13 protein-coding genes are annotated in these 16816 nt (G+C 59.0%); 8 read left to right on the top strand and 5 right to left on the bottom strand.

The features are described from left to right. Positions 1-104: 104 nt before the first annotated feature. On the bottom strand, positions 105-944 hold the full coding sequence (locus U5K34_RS15175; RefSeq protein WP_322569248.1) for a mechanosensitive ion channel family protein: 840 nt from the start codon (positions 942-944) through the stop codon (positions 105-107). 336 nt (positions 945-1280) lie between these two features. Then, on the bottom strand, positions 1281-2207 hold the full coding sequence (locus U5K34_RS15170; RefSeq protein ID WP_322569247.1) for a DMT family transporter: 927 nt from the start codon (positions 2205-2207) through the stop codon (positions 1281-1283). Positions 2208-2342: 135 nt separating this feature from the next. On the opposite strand from U5K34_RS15170, the gene U5K34_RS15165 reads away from it, so the two are divergent. Continuing rightward, the gene (locus tag U5K34_RS15165; RefSeq protein ID WP_322569246.1) at positions 2343-3098 is read left to right on the top strand and encodes an SDR family oxidoreductase; all 756 of its coding nucleotides are present in this window, start codon (positions 2343-2345) and stop codon (positions 3096-3098) included. Positions 3099-3112: 14 nt separating this feature from the next. Here the strand turns inward: U5K34_RS15165 and U5K34_RS15160 are convergent, their stop codons facing one another. The 3 genes from U5K34_RS15160 to U5K34_RS15150 form a co-directional block, all read right to left on the bottom strand. Continuing rightward, on the bottom strand, positions 3113-6511 hold the full coding sequence (locus U5K34_RS15160; protein ID WP_322569245.1) for an EAL domain-containing protein: 3399 nt from the start codon (positions 6509-6511) through the stop codon (positions 3113-3115). Positions 6512-6687: 176 nt separating this feature from the next. Next, positions 6688-8427 carry a chloride channel protein gene (locus U5K34_RS15155; RefSeq protein ID WP_322569244.1) on the bottom strand — a complete coding sequence of 580 codons (1740 nt, stop codon included), beginning with the start codon at positions 8425-8427 and terminating at the stop codon, positions 6688-6690. 53 nt (positions 8428-8480) lie between these two features. Further along, positions 8481-8807, bottom strand: coding sequence for a hypothetical protein (locus tag U5K34_RS15150; RefSeq protein WP_322569243.1), 327 nt, complete (start codon positions 8805-8807; stop codon positions 8481-8483). Between the two features lie 178 nt (positions 8808-8985). Here U5K34_RS15150 and U5K34_RS15145 point away from each other — a divergent pair, with 178 nt between their 5' ends. From U5K34_RS15145 to U5K34_RS15115, 7 genes are all read left to right on the top strand, one after another. Next, entirely contained in the window at positions 8986-9297 is a 312-nt protein-coding gene (locus U5K34_RS15145; protein ID WP_322569242.1) for an antibiotic biosynthesis monooxygenase, read from the top strand. Positions 9298-9886: 589 nt separating this feature from the next. Next, positions 9887-10354 carry a (2Fe-2S)-binding protein gene (locus U5K34_RS15140; protein ID WP_322569241.1) on the top strand — a complete coding sequence of 156 codons (468 nt, stop codon included), beginning with the start codon at positions 9887-9889 and terminating at the stop codon, positions 10352-10354. After that, a complete protein-coding gene (locus U5K34_RS15135; protein WP_322569240.1) occupies positions 10351-12561 on the top strand; it encodes a xanthine dehydrogenase family protein molybdopterin-binding subunit in 2211 nt (736 codons plus the stop codon). Before U5K34_RS15140 ends, U5K34_RS15135 begins: the two co-directional genes overlap by 4 nt. 657 nt (positions 12562-13218) lie before the next feature. Next, on the top strand, positions 13219-14271 hold the full coding sequence (locus tag U5K34_RS15130) for an MlaE family ABC transporter permease (protein ID WP_416224119.1): 1053 nt from the start codon (positions 13219-13221) through the stop codon (positions 14269-14271). Next, positions 14268-15074, top strand: a complete 807-nt coding sequence (locus U5K34_RS15125; RefSeq protein ID WP_322569238.1) for an ABC transporter ATP-binding protein — start codon at positions 14268-14270, stop codon at positions 15072-15074. The genes U5K34_RS15130 and U5K34_RS15125 overlap by 4 nt, the downstream gene beginning before the upstream one ends. Then, entirely contained in the window at positions 15075-15884 is an 810-nt protein-coding gene (locus U5K34_RS15120; protein ID WP_322569237.1) for an MlaD family protein, read from the top strand. Further along, positions 15881-16510: an ABC-type transport auxiliary lipoprotein family protein gene (locus tag U5K34_RS15115; RefSeq protein ID WP_322569236.1), complete on the top strand. Its 630-nt coding sequence runs from the start codon at positions 15881-15883 to the stop codon at positions 16508-16510. Before U5K34_RS15120 ends, U5K34_RS15115 begins: the two co-directional genes overlap by 4 nt. The last annotated feature ends 306 nt before the right edge of the window (positions 16511-16816 follow it).

The following is a 16816-nucleotide window of genomic DNA, read 5'->3' as shown; positions in this document are numbered from 1 at the left end:
ACAAGTTCAGCATGGAACGGAGCATTACGCAATGTGAAGCCGGATCTGCCGGTAGCCCCAACCATCCTGTCAATCCCAAGAGACGATTCCGATGCCGGGAATAATCAGCTGGTATGCTGGTAGATATGAATGTCGCGCTGCGGAAATGGAATGCTGATACCTTCCCGGTCGAAGGCAGCTTTGACTTTTTCGGTGAGCGCAAATTTCAGTGGCCAGTAATCAGTAGCGTTGACCCAGGTACGGACCGTGAGATCGACGGCGTTGTCTCCCAGGTTGCTCAATAACACCTGGGGTTCGGGGTCGGAGAAAATGCGCTCCTCGCTCTTTAATATATTCATGATGATATCGCGGGATTTCTCCACGTTGTCGGTATAGCCGATATTGAAAACGAAATCCAGGCGACGGGTCTGCTCGGCGGAGTAGTTGGTGATGATGCCGTTGGACATGGCCCCGTTGGGTACGATGATGCGAACATTATCCGGTGTGGTCAGGATGGTGTTGAAAATCTGGATATCGGTGACCGTGCCACTGACTCCCTGGGCGGTAATGTAGTCGCCGACCTTGTAGGGGCGGAACATCAAAATCAGCGCGCCGCCGGCAAAATTTGCCAGGCTACCCTGCAGGGCCAGACCCACAGCCAGGCCGGCGGCACCGAGCACCGCGATAAATGAGGTGGTCGCAATCCCGACCATGGAGGCAACACTGATCAACAGCAGGACTTTTAAACCGATACCGACCAGGCTTTGCAGAAAGCGCGACAGCGTGGGTTCCATCTTGCTGCGTTCCATGCCTCTGGCCATGACTTTGACCAGCCGGTTGATCAGCCACAGGCCGATAATGAGAACGACAATCGCAAGCACGAGTTGGGGACCAAACTGCATTAACAGATCAATGCCCCTGTCTGTGTAGGTTGAGAGTTTCTCCGGGCTGAAGAGCTCGTCCATTAATCTGACTCCTTGCCGACTATGCCGTAGTATGTTTTCAGGTAAGGCGCACAAAACCTCGTGCAGTGCGGATAGGTCTGTTTTTATCCAATCGAGTTGAAATAGTAGGCGATAAACTGCCAGAAAAAAAGCCGGCCTTTTGCAGGCGATTTATCGGTTTGCGAGGGTGTGTCTTCGGGGGGACTGGCCGCAATTGCTGGCTTTGATCGTCATCGGCGGTGCGCTGTTCACCCTGGCATTGGCCCGCTTTCGCAAAACGCTGGGTAGCATGACCTGAACATTGCTATCTTCTCGTTGCCCCTGGTTGGTAACGGTCGAAGGTCTGGAAAAAGAAAGTTACCTGGGGGGTAACATCCGGATCGTCGGCCGGCGAAAGCCCAGCCGGTAAACCAGCATCACGCCCAGAGCGGCCACGGCCAGACCGATTACATCGGTCAGAATCAGCCGGTCGCCAAAGAAGGCCCAGGCCATCAGCATGGTCACCGGCGGGCTGAGATAAAACAGGCTGGCCACGCGGGTGGCATCGTGGCGGACCAGCAGTCGCCACATGCTCCAGTAGGCCCCCAGCGATACCACCAGGATCAACCAGCTCATAGTGGCAATAAACGGCAGGGTCCAGTCGGTGGCAAAGTCCTCGACTAACCAGGCCGGCAACAACAGGGCCAGCGTGGTGGCGGCGCTTTGATAAAACAGGGTCGTATCGTCGGCCAGACGGGGTGTCAGGCTGTGCCGCTCGCGGCGGCGTTGCAACAGGCTGGCGATGGTAATGGCGACGACCGAGCCGAAAGGGATCAGATACGCGAAGATCCCGATGGTTGTGTCCTGAGATATCCGGGCGACGACGGCGATCAATACACCACAAAACCCGAGTACCAGTCCCAGCCATTGCCAGGCATCGGTCCGTTCTCCCAGCACCGGGCCTGACAGAGCGCCGGTCAGCAGCGGCTGCAGTGCGGTGACCAGTGCGACGATGCCTGCAGGCACCCCCATATCCAGCGAGACCAGCACGCAGGCGAGCCAGACACCATGCGCGAGTATCCCGACCGTTGCCGTATAACCGGCGGCCTGATGGCCCGGCCAGGTGAGACGACCGTGCAGGCCAAGCCATAGCCCGAGCAGCAGGCTTAAAATCAGATAACGCCAGAACAACAGGGTCCAGGGTCCGGCGAAGGGCAGGCCGTACTCGGCGCCGATAAAACCCGAATTCCACAGCAGCACGAACAACAGTTCGAGACCGAACAGGCGAAGCATAATCTGTTTCATAAAGCGATTAACCTGAGTACCAATAAGGGGTATGTCATTAAAAGCCCGCCGTTGCAATCAGTTCGGGCCCGCACTAGATTAGGTTTTATCAGCTCAAGTGACAATCAAAATTTCAAAAGGACGCGGACTTCGAGAATGAATATTCTGATCACCGGTGGCGCACAGGGTATTGGCAAGGGCCTGGCTGACTATTTTCTAATGCGAAAACATAATGTCGTTATGGCCGATATCGATGAAGAGGCCATGGACGCCTGTCGCCAGGAATATGCCCAATTTAGCGGGCAACTGCTTGTCCAGCGCTGCGACACAGCCAGTGAAGTGGAGGTTCGCGAGCTTGTGTCTGTCATGTGCGAACGGTTTGCTCAGATTGACGCGGTAATCAACAATGCGGCAATTGCCGATCCCGAGACCGGACCGATCGAAGAGCTGGACCTGGCCGTCTGGGAACGGCGCCTGCAGGTGAACCTGACCGGCTATTTTCTGGTGGCCAAGCACACGATCCCGACGCTGCGTAAAACTGGAGGGAGTATGGTCAATATCGCCTCGACCCGGGCCCTTCAGTCCGAGCCGCATACCGAAGCCTATGCCGCCAGCAAGGGCGGCGTGGTGGCGTTAACCCATGCGTTGGCGGTGAGTCTTGGGCCGGCGATCCGGGTCAATTGCATCAGCCCGGGCTGGATCGCCACCGGGGACTGGCAGGCACCTTCCCGGCGCAAGGCGTCCCAACTGAGTGAACGCGATCATAAACAGCATCCGGTCGGGCGGGTCGGCCAGCCCGCCGACATTGCAGCGATGGTCGATTACCTGATCAGCGATGCAGCGGGGTTTGTCACCGGGCAGAATTTTGTCATCGACGGGGGAATGACGCGCCGGATGATCTATGAGGAATGAAGGCAGATCGGGTCTTATTGGATTTTGCGGCTCAATTGATCCATAAGCTTTCCGGGTGTCACGGGCCTGCTGAAATAGTACCCTTGCGCGACATCGCAGCCGTGTTGCCTGAGGATATTCAACTGCTCCTGTGTCTCGACCCCTTCGGCAACAACCACCATCCCCAGGTTATGTCCCATGGCAATAGTCGCATTGACCAGTTCCAGATCATGGGCGTTAGCCGAAATACCGGTTATAAAACTGCGATCAATCTTGAGTACATTAAACGGGAAATGGCGCAGATAGCTTAGTGAAGAATACCCCGTGCCAAAGTCATCCATGGCCAGTATAGCGCCTTGCTGGCTCAGGGTTTCAATCGCCTCTTCGATGTACCCGAGGCCGATCATCAATACGCCTTCGGTAATCTCAAGTTCCAGTGCGTTCCAGGGAAGATTAAACTCCTCAATGCAGCGGCGGATGAAATCAACCAGGCCATGATCACGGAACTGACGTGGCGAGAGGTTGACAGCGATAGACAATGTCGGGTCGTAATTCTTGCGACAGTCGGTGATAAATTGTAATGCTTCCTTGATGACAAATTCACCAATGGGGACAATCAACCCGGTTTGTTCGGCGATCGGAATAAACTCGGCAGGGGATACGGCGCCATGCTCCGGGTTGTTCCAGCGCAACAGCGCTTCAACACCCAGGATTCTTCCGCTTGATATATCAATTTTGGGCTGGTAATGCAGAGAGAATTCGCCACGTTCGAGCGCACCGTTCATTTGCTCTTCCAGATTCAGACGTCGGGAGACTCTCTGGTTCATTGCATCAGTAAAAAAGGTATACGTGGCGCGGCCCTGCTCCTTGGCGGAATACATGGCCGAGTCGGCATAACGCAACAGTGTCTGTGCATCGCTGCCATCGTCCGGATATACCGATATGCCGATACTGGCTGTCAGGACAAGTTCGCGGTTTTGAATGGAAAACGGTTGCTGAAATCTTTCCAGTAACTTCTCAGCGATGGGAATCAGGGTCGATTGATCGGTGATATGCCCGACCAGAATGATAAATTCGTCACCGCCCAGCCTTCCGACCGTGTCGATATCGCGTAATGCATCGCGAATGCGCTCGCCGGCCTCAATTAACAGTATGTCGCCGACATCATGTCCCATGGTATCGTTAATTTTCTTGAAGTCATCAAGATCCAGGAACATGACACCTGTTTTCTCGTGGCTTCGGTCGGATTCCCGCAGGTACATTGCGAGACGGTCGAGAGCCAGGAGGCGATTGGGTAGCCCGGTCAATGCATCATAGTGGGCCTGGATGGCGATGTGTTCCTCGGCGCGTTTTCGATCGGTAACATCGTTGATAATTGAAAACAGGAGAGAACCGCTTCCGGTATATATGGGGGTTGAGTAAACTTCGACATCGCGTGCTTCTCCGCTGGCAAGCCGGTGCTGAAACATAAAGTAATTTGTTTCTTCGTTTCTTGCTTTGTCGATATGTTCCTGGATCTGCTTCGGTGGAAGCGTATTGATATCGCTGATTGGCATTCCGATCAGTTCATCAGCCGTATAGCCGTAATAATCGATCGCCGAGTTGTTTGCCTCGACAATATGACCGGTATCCGGGTTAACCAGGAGCATGACCGATGAATTTTTCTCGAAAATATTCCTGAATCGGGCCTCACTTTCGGCCAGATCGTGCGTGCGATGGGCCACCTGTTTATCGAGTGCTCTGTTCCAGTACACGAATACCATGATTGTCGCCAGGGCAACAAAAAGAACCCACCATAGCAACGTGTAATTGATGGTGCGCTCGAACTTGAGCGATACCCAGCGGTTAAAAATGTTCTTTTTCTCGTCTTCAGGAATGGCATCCAGCGCCTTTTGCAGTATGGATGCGAAAATCGGCCAGTCGCTGCGCACGGCCATAGCCTGGCTGTTGGAATAAGGCGTGTCGCCCGCTTCGCGAACATTGCCAAAATCATGTTTCTTGACGTAATAATTCGTGGTCACAACATTGCCGATAAATACATCAATATCTCGATCAGCGACACTGGCCAGGCCATCCACGGGAGTTTCGACCGGTACAAGGTTTAGATGCGGATAATCCGTGCTCAACCAGTCGTGTATGGCATAATTTTCGACGACGGCAATTCGTTTTTCCCGCAGGTTTTCCAGATCGCCAATATAGGGAACATCATCGCGCGCGAAAATTCGTATTGGCATATGCAAATAGGGGCGTGTAAAGGTCAAGTACGCCTCTCGCTGGGGAGTTTTTGCCACCGAAGCGAACATGTCTGAATTGCGGGATTTTACCGCCGCGACGCCTTCTTGCCAGTCAAGGCCTTCACTGATGTGTATCGTGATTCCCAGCATGGCTTCAATTCGGGAAAGATAGTCCAGGGAGATACCTTCATAGTTGCCCGAGCGGTCGCGGTATTCCACCGGTGCCCAGTCGGGATCCAGAACAACCCGGATTTCGGGGTGTTGTTTTAGCCAGGCCTGTTCTTCTGCTGTTAATTGAAATACTGGTGCTTCAGTTTGTGGCGCCAGCCATTGCTCCTTGAGTTTTTCCAATTCTCCGCTTTTTACAAGCCGCTCGAGTGATTTGTCGATTGCCGAATGAAGCAGAGGGTGTGTTTTGTTAATCGCGAATCGCAGTGAGAGCCTGCCAAGCTCCTGTCGGGGCAGCTCACCCAGAATCCGCAGATCGCTGATCAGGTGATGGCGCAGGTAGAAACCGGCATGGGTGGCATTGTCGATATAAAACGCCGCATCCTGGCTTCGCAGGGCACGATAGGCTTCATCAATGCTATCAACCAACATCAGTTCCTGTTCGGGGTAATGCTCCTGCACCCGCGAGGTTTGCTGAAACCCCTCTACCATGACCAGTTTCCTGTCTCTGATATCCGCCATGGAATGAATCGGCGGCAGGTTGGCACTACCGACAACCACAAAAGGCGAGTTAATAACCGGCCGGCTTTCAAGCAATGCGCTGGTTCGTCCGTGATAGGGTGAATAATCATTCAACAGGTCCAGTTGGCCTTTCTGCAAGGCTTCGACGGACTGTGAATAAGACATCGGCACGAATTCCACCTCGAGCCCCAATGCTTCGGCAAGCCTGAAAAGAAGATCATTAAGATAACCTTCCGGCTCACCTGCCTGGACCATGGTCAAGGGAGGCTGGTTGTCGATGAGGGCAACCCGGATGCGGGATAATTGTTGCAGATACTGCTCCTCCTCATCGGTGAGAAGGGGTTTAAACCGCGCAGACCCGTCTTTATTTATTTTGACCGGGGTCGAGCTTTCCTGTGCCTGTGCGGTTGACAGGTTCATCAGAAACAACAGGCTGATGAGCAGAAATGTGAGGCCGGAGTACCATTGCCCCCGTATCGGGGCCCGGCTGACAGAAAAGACGGTTCTCATGAGAACGAATACTACATCAGGGGGTATGATTCATTAACGTCAATTTACGTGGCGCCTTTAAGAAAATCACATAACACCACATAGCCGGTACGCGAACTGAACTCCTGCTTTCGGGGTATCAAATCGGCCCCGCGTTTTGGCGATGCGGAGATTGACGGCGGTTGTCTCTCGACCTCTCAATAACGATAACTGCCTTCCACCTCGTCCTGGCTCAGCACGCCATAGATGCGGGGCAGTCCCGGCACGTTCTGGCTGACGACGCAGGCCATCTCTTTGCCGCTGTCGTGTAATAGCTGGCGGGCTTCTTCCATGGTGGCGCGCATATCGACGGCCACCAGCGTGCGCCGCTCGCCGGGCAGCTCCAGCAGATCGAACTGGTCGGCCTCGGGAGACTGTTTGCGGGCAAGGGCCAGATCCACGCCTGCCAGCGCCATCTGTGGCGGGTCCGCTTCTTTTTCCTTGACCAGCACCCAGACCGGTTCATTCTGCAGGGCGCGATCCACCTGCCGGGTCTCGGCCTGCCGGGGCAGGACGACGATCTTGCGGTTCATGGCGCTGGCCACGCCGACCCGCCGTAATGACTGCGCCACCGGATCGCTGCGATAGTCCAGGCCACGGCCGCGCAGCAGGGTATGGAACAGGGATTCGTGCCGGAAGAGCCGCCCGCTGACGATGGTCGAGGTCACGACCGCCAGCATCCCCGGCAGGATAAAGTTCGGCTCACCGGTCAGCTCCAGGATCGCGATCAACCCGGCCATGGGCGCCTGCAGGGTGGCGGCCATCATGGCGCCCATGCCGATCATTGCGTACAGGCCGACACTGCCGGGTTCGATGAAGCCGAGCTGGATGCCGATGGCTCCCAGCAGCCCCCCGGCGGCCGCGCCGATAAAGAAGGTCGGGCCGATGATCCCGCCGGGCAGCCCCAGGCCGATGCCGCCGGCGGTGGCCAGTACCTTGACGATCAGCACCACGAGCAGCAGGCGCAGGGCGGTCTCGCCGCTGAGGATGGCATTGACCGTGTCATCGCCAATGCCCATCACCTCGGGAACAAACAGCCCGCAGACGCCGACCAGCAGGCCGGCCAGCACCGGCCGTGACCAGGGGGGCAGGCGTCGGCTGTGCAGGGCGACCTGCTGAAACAGGGCATTGAAACCGGCGGCGAGCAGGCCGATCAGAACCCCGCATACCAATATATAGGGCAGCTGTGCCACGCTGCCCAGATGCAGCTCGGGGACGGAAAAGGTGTAGGTGTTGCCGAACACCAGCTGGCTGATGGCGGTGGCACTGACCGTGGCCAGAATCACCGGGGCAAAACCGGCCACGGTGTATTCGAGCATCAGCACTTCCATGGCGAACACCGCCCCGGCCAGCGGGGTGTTGAAGGAAGCGGCAATCCCGGCGGCGGCGCCGCAGGCGGTCAGCACCCGCAGGCTGTTATGCGGCAGGCCCAGCGCCTGGGCCGGCAGATTGCTGCTGGCTGCCCCCAGGTGGGCGCTGGGTCCCTCGCGGCCGACCGAATGCCCGGCGATCATCGAAATCGCGCCGCCGAAAAACTGCACCACCGCGTTGATCCACGGCAGGCGGCCCTGATGATAGGCCAGGCGTTCGATCACATGCAGCACCCCGACGGTCTGCGCCGGAGCCGATACCAGGCGAAACAGCACTCCGATCAGCAGCCCGCCCGCCAGGGCGGTGGCCACCCGCCAGTGCCAGGGCAGGGACTCGAAGTCTCCGGCCTGCGTCATTGGATAGAGTGTGGTCTGCGCCGCGTCGACCAGCAGGCGCAGGGCGATGACCGTCAGGGCCGCCAGGATACCGGCGACCAGCCCGAGGAAGGAGAGCGGCAATATTGCATCCGGCCGGGCCAGCTGGATGCGGAATCGCTCCAGCCATTCGCTCATTTTCGACGGGATCATGAGTTGTCTCGGTCAGTGGCCAGGGCAGGCAGGTTGCCCGGGCGGGCGGCGATTCAGGAGGCCGGTGGCTCGCCATGCAGCGCGCTGAGATAGGCATCCACCTCGGCCATGACATGATCCATCGAGCCGCTGACCAGATGCCGGCCCTCGCCGTCGTGGGCACAGTAAGCATCCTGTTCGCGATCCCGGCTGAGGGTGAGGATCAGGTACTCGTCCGCGCCGCCGGCGAACAGTTGAAAAATATCGTCATCATCGTCGTCTTTGGCCCAGTGCCAGCGCGTCGCCCGTCCGTGGGCCACTTCGTGAGCGGCAAAGCTTTCCACGCGTTCACGATCGTGTTTGCCGAAAAAATTGTCGGGCAGTTCAATAATCTCCGCCATCAGGCTCTCCCATTGTCGTTATTCAGTAAACCGGTCGCTCAGTCTTGCATCCCTGGCAGCGCCCATCAAGCACGGTGAGCCACCTCTTGATGTAATCCGGTTCACCGCAACCGCTTTCCCGCTCATCTTTGATAAACTCCCAGGCACACTAAAATCGCTTATCAGTGGAGTTGTAATCATGTTTATTGTCGCCAATCGCGTGCCGGTCGCCGCCGGATGGGAAGAGACGTTCGAGGAACGTTTTCGCCAACGGGCGGGCCAGATCGACCAGCAGCCGGGCTTTGTGCGCATGGAAGTCCTCCGGCCAGAGAGTGACGAGACCCCCTATGTGGTGCTGACCACCTGGCAGGACAAAGCGTCGTTCGAGGCCTGGGTAGGCAGCGAGGATTTCAAGCTGGCCCACAGCAATCCGATGCCAAAGGAGGCATTCGACGGCGAGGGCAAGCTGGAAATGCACGAGGTCGTCGTGGCCAGCGAACAATCCGGTTAACAGCCTAGGCCTCTGGCACGTTGTATACACCACTATTGGCACTGTTTGATGATGATGAGCGATCACTTGACCGATGAATGAACCTGGTTCAGCTTTTACTGCCAACTGCCAACTGCCAACTGCCAACTATCCCTGTGGGAGCGGGCTTCGACCGCGATGGTGCCAGATTCGGCAGTCGCGCCCGTGGGGCGCTCCCACAGGCTCGTTATTTTGATACGAAGATATCTGACTCTCGCAGGGACGCGGAGTTCGCTGAGGATTAAAAAGATAGTGTTTCTCAGCGCCCTGGCGGCTCTGCGAGAGATAACAGGTACGCTGTCGACTGTGGAATGCCAGGTAGCGCTGCGCGCAACCTGGCCTACATTATTTCTGCCAACTGCCAACTGCCAACTGCCAACTATCCCTGTGGGAGCGGGCTTCGACCGCGACTGGTGTGCCAGATTCGGCCGTCGCGCCCGCGGGGCGCTCCTACAGGCTCACTATTCAGCTGTTCTGCAATTTTCTTTTCCCACAAAAACTACGTTCAAAGCCTGTTGTTAAGCCTGCCTGCCGCGTCTAGACTTCTGGCAGGTTTTTCGGAGGGCTTCGCATGGCGACATTGAACATCAACGGCGAAACGGTCGAGGTGGAGGTCGATGGTTCGACGCCGCTGCTCTGGGTGCTGCGTGAGCAGCTGGGGCTGACCGGCACCAAGTATGCCTGTGGTATCGGCCTGTGCGGATCGTGCACGGTGCATGTGGATGGCGAGGCGGTGCGCGCCTGTACCGTGCCGGTCTCTGCCATGGATGCGGGCAAGCAAATCGTCACCATCGAGGGGCTTTCCGAGGATAACAGCCATCCGCTGCAGCAGGCCTGGAAGGAGCTGGATGTGCCGCAGTGCGGTTACTGTCAGCCGGGGATGATCATGGCCGCGGCGGCGCTGCTCAATAAAAACGCCGAGCCCAGTGACGCGGATATCAATAACCAGGTCACCAACATCTGCCGCTGCGGCACCTTCAACCGGGTGCGGCGCGGGATTCACCGGGCCGTGGCGATCGGCAAGGAGCGCACCTCATGAAAACCGACAGCATCAATGTCTCCCGGCGCGAGTTTCTGATCACCAGCACCCGCGCGGTCGGGCTGGGCGCGGGCTTCTCCCTCGGGCTCTATCTGCCCATGAGTGCCACGGCCGTGGCGGGCGAGTGGGATGAGCTGCCCTCCGAAGGTTTCCCCGAAATCGGCGCCTGGGTCGTCATCCAGCCCGATGACACGGTCATCATTCGCATCGCCCGTTCCGAAATGGGGCAGGGGACCCTGACCGGCCTGGCGCAACTGGTGGCCGAGGAGCTGGAGTGCGACTGGGACAGGATCATTACCGAATACCCGACCCCCGGCGAGAACCGCGCACGGGATCGGGTCTGGGGCAGCTTTTCCACCGGCGGCAGCCGCGGCATTCGTGATAGCCATCGCTATGTGCGCAAGGGCGGGGCCGTGGCGCGGGAGATGCTGCTACAGGCGGCGGCCGAGCGCTGGGAGGTGCCCAAAGGCGAATGCCGCGCGGCCAACAGCGTGATTACCCACCCGCCCAGCGGGCGCACGCTCACCTACGGCCAGGTGGCCGAGGCGGCCGCCGAATTGTTCCCGCCGCAGCATGTAGAACTGAAACAACCGGACGAGTGGGAGATCATTGGTAAGCCGATCCCGCGGCTGGACACCGACGACAAACTCAACGGCAAGCAGATCTTCGGCACCGACCTGCAACTGCCCGGCATGCTCAACGCCGCGATCAAGGCCTGCCCGACTTTCGGTGGCAAGCTCAAAGCGTTCGATGAGAAAAAGGTCACTGGCATGCCCGGCGTGCGCAAGGTGGTGCGCGTGGGTGAGGACGCCGTCGCCGTCGTGGCCGATACCTGGTGGCAGGCCAACCAGGCGCTTGAGGCGCTGCCGATCACCTGGGATCACGGGCCGAACGCGAAACTCGACAGCGCCGCGATCGATAAAATGCTCGAGGAGGGACTGACCTCCGACAAGGATGTCTTTGTCGGTAACCAGGCCGGTGATGTCAACAAGGCGTTAAACGGCGCGGCCAGCACCGTCGAGGCGACCTATCGCTATCCCTACCAGAACCACGCCACCATGGAACCGATGAACGCCACCGCGCTGTGGAGCAAAGACAAGTGCGAGGTCTGGTGCCCCACGCAAAACGGTGAGGCGGCGCTGGCAGCGGCAGTCGAGGCATCCGGCTTACCGATGGAAAAATGCGATGTGTACAAGATTCACCTGGGCGGCGGCTTTGGTCGGCGCGGGGCGTTTCATGATTTTGTCACCCAGGCGGTGACCATCGCCAGACAGCTGCCCGGTACCCCGGTCAAATTGTTGTGGAGCCGCGAGGAGGATATGGCCCACGGTCACTATCATCCCATCACCCACTGCAAGCTGGTCGGCGCGTTGGACGAGGCCGGCAACCTGACCGGGTTAAACGTGCGCATCTCGGGCCAGTCGATCCTCGCCGCCGTGATGCCCGGCGGGCTGCAGGACGGCATGGATCCGGTCACTTTCCAGGGCTTTCATCCCGAGGGCGATCACGCCATCAGCTACAGCGTGCCCAACCTGCGGGTGGAACACGCAATGCGCAACCCGCCGGTGCCGCCGGGCTTCTGGCGCGGGGTCAACATCAACCAGAACGCCATCTATATGGAATGCTTCCTGGATGAGCTGGCCCATGCCGCCGGCCGGGATCCGCTCGAATTTCGCCGCAGCCTGATGGCCGACCAGCCCAGAAGCCGGGCGGTGCTCGATGCAGTGGCCGAAAAGGCCGGCTGGGGTAAACCGGCGGGTGAGGGCATCCATCGCGGCCTGGCGGTGGTCAAGACCTTCGGCAGTTACGTGGCCGCCTGCGCCGAGGTATCGGTGGATGAGCAGGGCAAACTCAAAATCCACCGCATCGTCGCCGCCACCGATCCCGGCCATGCCGTCAACCCGCAACAGATCGAGGCGCAGGTGGAAGGCTCGTTCGTCTTCGGTCTGTCGGCGCTGCTTTACGGCGAGTGCACCATCAAGGACGGCGGTGTCGAGCAGAGCAACTTCCATGACTTCCCGTCGATGCTGATGGAGGAGATGCCGGAAGTGGAGACGATTGTCATGCCCTCCGGCGGCTTCTGGGGCGGGATCGGCGAGCCGACCATCGCCGTCGCCGCCCCGGCGGTGCTCAACGCCATCTTCGCCGCCACCGGCAATCGGATTCGACGCGTGCCGTTGAAGGATGTGGATTTGAGTGCCGCATAGCCTGGCCCTTTGGGCAGGGACGAGTGACGAGTAACGAGGTACGAGGAAAACACCTTACCTGACAGGTTCGGTAGGAGCGGCTGCGCCGCGATAGATCGGGCGGGCCGCACGACCTGTCGCGCCGGAGGCGCTCCTACAAAATCAGGGGCGAGGTCCGGGTTGCGAGTGACGAGGAGAACACCTTCTCTGACAGGTTTGGTAGGAGCGGCTGCGCCGCGATAGATTGTGCGAGCCGCATGGCCTGCCGCGCTGGAGGCACTCTCAAGGCTTTTCCTCGTCACTCGTCCCTCGCTCCTCGTCACTGCGTCCGCAGGACGCCGGAGGCGCTCCTACAGTTCTCTCGTCCCCGCATCCCGCGCTGCCAACTGTGACTGCTATCTGCCAACTTGTTTTTCCCCTCGTCCCGACAACTGCCCGAAGGGCAGTTGTAGTGGTACAGTGATGTATCAGAAGAATAATTCAGGTTAGCAGCAAACAGGATGGGACCCCTGGCATGAGCAGGTGTGGGCAACAGGCGGTGTTGGACTATCCACCGCGTTTTCGCTATCGGGTGGCCGGGTAGTGGCGCCGGATTCGGCCGCCTCTACGCCGGGGCAGGCGCGCCTGGAGGAGGGGCCGCAGGGCGTCTCGCTGATCCTCACCGGTGACTGGACGCTGATGCATTACACGGTGCTGGACGCGTCGCTGGCGAAGCTGACCCTGGATGATGACACGCCGCTACGGCTGGATCTTCAGGGCGTGGGTAAGATGGATACGGCGGGGGCCACATTACTGGTCCGGTTGCTGGGGGCCGAACGAACGCAGGCCCTGCCGGATTCCGTGCCCGGCCTGACCGGGGAACGCCGCGAGCTGTTGCTGACCGTTTGCGATGCGCTGCGGCGCCCTGTTCTGGATATTCCCAAAAGTCAGTATGCCTTTGGCGATGTGACGGCGCACATCGGGCGCACGAGTGTGATCATCTGGCAGGATCTGGTGACGTTGCTGGATTTCATGGGACGAACGTTGCTGACGTTTTTAATGGTGCTGCCGCGACCACGGCGCTGGCGTCTCACACCGCTGGTCAGTCATATCGAGCAGACCGGCCTGAATGCCGTGCCCATCGTTGCCTTGCTGACGTTTCTGGTCGGGGCGGTCGTGGCCCTGCTCGGCGCTACGGTGCTGGTTGATTTCGGGCTGACCATTTACACGGTGGATCTGGTGACCTATTCCTTCATGCGCGAATTCGGCGTTCTGCTCACAGCGATCATGCTGGCCGGGCGGACCGCCAGTGCCTTCACCGCCCAGATCGGTTCGATGAAGGCCAACGAGGAACTCGATGCTCTGCGCGTGCAGGGGCTGGATCCGATCGAGTTGCTGGTATTGCCCCGGGTGCTGGCACTGATGGTGACTCTGCCGCTACTGACGTTTATTGCCGTGATTTCAGGCCTGGTCGGTGGCGCGGTTGTTTCACTCCTGTCTCTCGATATCTCCCTCACGCGTTACCTGGAGATCGTCAACGCGGTCCCCCTGCAACACTTCTGGGTCGGCCTGTCCAAGGCGCCGCTGTTCGCCTTTATCATCGGACTGATCGGGTGCTTGGAAGGCTTCAAGTCCGGCGCCAGTGCCGAGTCGGTCGGCTTGCACACCACTTCGAGTGTGGTGCAGTCGATCTTTATCGTGATCCTGCTGGATGCCGTGTCGGCGCTTTATTTTATGGAGGCGGGCTGGTGAGTCATGCGAGCGACGGCGCGGCGCGCGAAGCACTGGTTGAGGTCCGGGGACTGGTCAACCGCTTTGGTGAGTATGTGGTGCATGACGGGCTGGATCTGGATCTTTATCGCGGCGAGATTCTCGGCGTGGTGGGCGGCAGCGGCACCGGCAAATCCGTCCTCTTGCGCAGCCTCGTGGGGCTGCTGCGGCCGGCCGCCGGCACGGTCCGTTTCCTGGGGGAAGATCTGTATGCGCTGTACGGGATGCGCCGGGCACAACTGATGTGTCGCAGCGGGGTGCTGTTTCAAAAGGGGGCGTTGTTCTCGTCCCTGACGGTGCTTGAAAATATCGCTCTGCCGCTGATCGAACATGGCGGGCTCGCGCGTGCGCAGGCCGAGTCGCTGGCCTGGGTTAAACTGGCGTTGACCGGGCTGGCGCCGGAGGCGGGTCTGCTCTATCCCGCCGAGCTGTCCGGCGGGATGGTCAAGCGCGCCGCCCTGGCACGTGCCCTGGCGCTGGATCCACCATTGCTGTTTCTCGACGAGCCCAGCAGCGGGCTCGATCCCATCGGCGCGGCCGCCTTCGACCGGTTATTATTAACCCTGCGTGATGCGTTCGGGTTCAGCGTGTTTCTGGTCACACACGATCTGGATACGCTGCACACGATTTGCGACCGGGTTGCGGTGTTATCGCGCAAGCGCGTGCTGGTTACCGGTACCCTCGAAGAGGTGGCCGCGACCCCGGATATCTGGGTGCAGGAATACTTTCATGGCCCGCGTGGTCGTGCCGCGCAACAGGCCCAAACAACCACCGAGGTTCGCTAAATGGAAACCCGTGCTCACTATATTCTGATCGGTCTGTTCACCGTGGCGGTGGCCGCCGGAGCGATGTGGTTTGTATTATGGCTGGCGGAGAGCGGACCGACTGAAGAGTCCCGGCTGTATGATATCGTTTTCCGCCAGGCGGTTACCGGTCTGGCGAGTGGCAATCGTGTTTTATATAACGGGATCCCCGTGGGGTTGGTCAAACGGATCCGGATCGATCCGGACGATCCGGGACAGGTCATCGCTCGCGTCCAGGTGGCTGCCAGCACACCGGTCCGCCAGGACACCCGCGCCGAGTTGATCCTGGCCAATATTACCGGTGCCAGCGAGATCCAGTTGCTCGGCGGGTCGGCACAGAGTCCGCCGCTGGAGCAGGTGGATGACAGTGTGCCGACAATCACGGCAAGACCCTCGCAAATTGCCCGCTTGAGCGAAGCGCTGACAGAGGTGCTCGACGATACCTCGCTGTTGCTTGAGAACAGTAACCGGTTGCTGTCCAGAGAGAATACCGCGAATCTTGCGCGTAGCCTTGAGAACCTCGACCGGTTTACCGGAACGCTGGCCGGCCAGAGCGAGGCGATGCGTCGTGGCGTTGAGAGTCTGTCCCGGGTCAGCGCGCGGGTCGAGCGATTGCTGCGCGAAAACGAGGCGGCGCTGGCCGATGGTATGCAGGGTCTGGACGATCTCGGACCGGCACTCGATGAGCTGCGCCGTTCCACGGCGGCCGTGCGCAAGGCGGTGCAGCGTTTCGACCGGAATCCGTCTGGTTATCTGCTCAGTCGTGAACCTGTCAGGGAGTATCAGCCATGAGATCGTTGTTGCAAGGGGGCAAGCTGGTCGGCCTGGGGGTCATTGTTGTCGCGGGTCTGACTGCCTGCAATCTTTTTCCCGAACCCGCACCGCAGGATATTTATCGGCTGCCGCCCTCGGAGGTGGTCGCGACGGCGGCAGAGCCTTTAGAGCTTTCATTACGCATTCATCGGCCTTCGGCCAATGAACTCTTGAACACCACGCGGATTGTGGTCGTGCCGCAAGGCAATCGGCTGAACGTTTATCCGAACGTTCGCTGGAGTTCGCCCGCACCGGTGTTGTTGCGCGATCATCTGCTCGAGGCCTTTGGTAATGACGGGCGCATAGCCCGGCTCAGCAGTGGAAGTGAACGATTGCAGGCCGAACTCGAACTCGGCGGGAAACTGCGCGCGTTCCAGGTTGAATACCGGGCGGGCGTACCGGAAGTGGTCATTCGCCTGGACGTCCATCTGGTCGAGAGCACCGACAAGCGAATTATCGCCAGCCGACGCTTTGCCATCCGGGAGAAGGCGAAAGGCGAAAGGATCCCGGCGGTCGTCGAGGCCTTCGGTCACGCCAGTGATGTCCTGGCAACCGAGCTGATCGACTGGACCTTGCAGCAACTGAATGAGTCTCGCAAGGGCTGAACGAGAGCAGGCACACATCTTATCCCTCATGACCGGGTCGCTCATTTGAAGGGCGCCGCGACAGGGGCTCTGCGTATCGCATGATCGATCGCAATGACGCCCGAGATGCTGTCGCACAGTTGCATTATTTTCCCTGCCCCTGATACCTGTAACCCCTGCCTGAATGAATCAATAAACAGTGTCACGATACCGCAAAGACCAAGATAGATGCTCGGGTTTAATCAAGATCGTTGCTGTGTTGCGGATAACAAAATTAACAAATTTGTGACATAAAAATTTCCGGCCTTGTGAGCCCTTTCAAATCGA

Source organism: Thiohalophilus sp., from assembly GCF_034521165.1.
Classification (GTDB): Bacteria; Pseudomonadota; Gammaproteobacteria; order UBA6429; family Thiohalophilaceae; genus Thiohalophilus.
This window is presented reverse-complemented; position numbering and strand designations above follow the sequence as displayed.

Coding starts and splice junctions, on each gene's coding strand:
- U5K34_RS15130 (WP_416224119.1), top strand. CDS start 13,219: ATGCATTACACGGTGCTGGACGCGTCGCTGGCGAAGCTGACCCTGGAT.
- U5K34_RS15115 (WP_322569236.1), top strand. CDS start 15,881: ATGAGATCGTTGTTGCAAGGGGGCAAGCTGGTCGGCCTGGGGGTCATT.
- U5K34_RS15145 (WP_322569242.1), top strand. CDS start 8,986: ATGTTTATTGTCGCCAATCGCGTGCCGGTCGCCGCCGGATGGGAAGAG.
- U5K34_RS15170 (WP_322569247.1), bottom strand. CDS start 2,207: ATGAAACAGATTATGCTTCGCCTGTTCGGTCTCGAACTGTTGTTCGTG.
- U5K34_RS15175 (WP_322569248.1), bottom strand. CDS start 944: ATGGACGAGCTCTTCAGCCCGGAGAAACTCTCAACCTACACAGACAGG.
- U5K34_RS15155 (WP_322569244.1), bottom strand. CDS start 8,427: ATGATCCCGTCGAAAATGAGCGAATGGCTGGAGCGATTCCGCATCCAG.
- U5K34_RS15165 (WP_322569246.1), top strand. CDS start 2,343: ATGAATATTCTGATCACCGGTGGCGCACAGGGTATTGGCAAGGGCCTG.
- U5K34_RS15120 (WP_322569237.1), top strand. CDS start 15,075: ATGGAAACCCGTGCTCACTATATTCTGATCGGTCTGTTCACCGTGGCG.
- U5K34_RS15135 (WP_322569240.1), top strand. CDS start 10,351: ATGAAAACCGACAGCATCAATGTCTCCCGGCGCGAGTTTCTGATCACC.
- U5K34_RS15140 (WP_322569241.1), top strand. CDS start 9,887: ATGGCGACATTGAACATCAACGGCGAAACGGTCGAGGTGGAGGTCGAT.
- U5K34_RS15150 (WP_322569243.1), bottom strand. CDS start 8,807: ATGGCGGAGATTATTGAACTGCCCGACAATTTTTTCGGCAAACACGAT.
- U5K34_RS15160 (WP_322569245.1), bottom strand. CDS start 6,511: ATGAGAACCGTCTTTTCTGTCAGCCGGGCCCCGATACGGGGGCAATGG.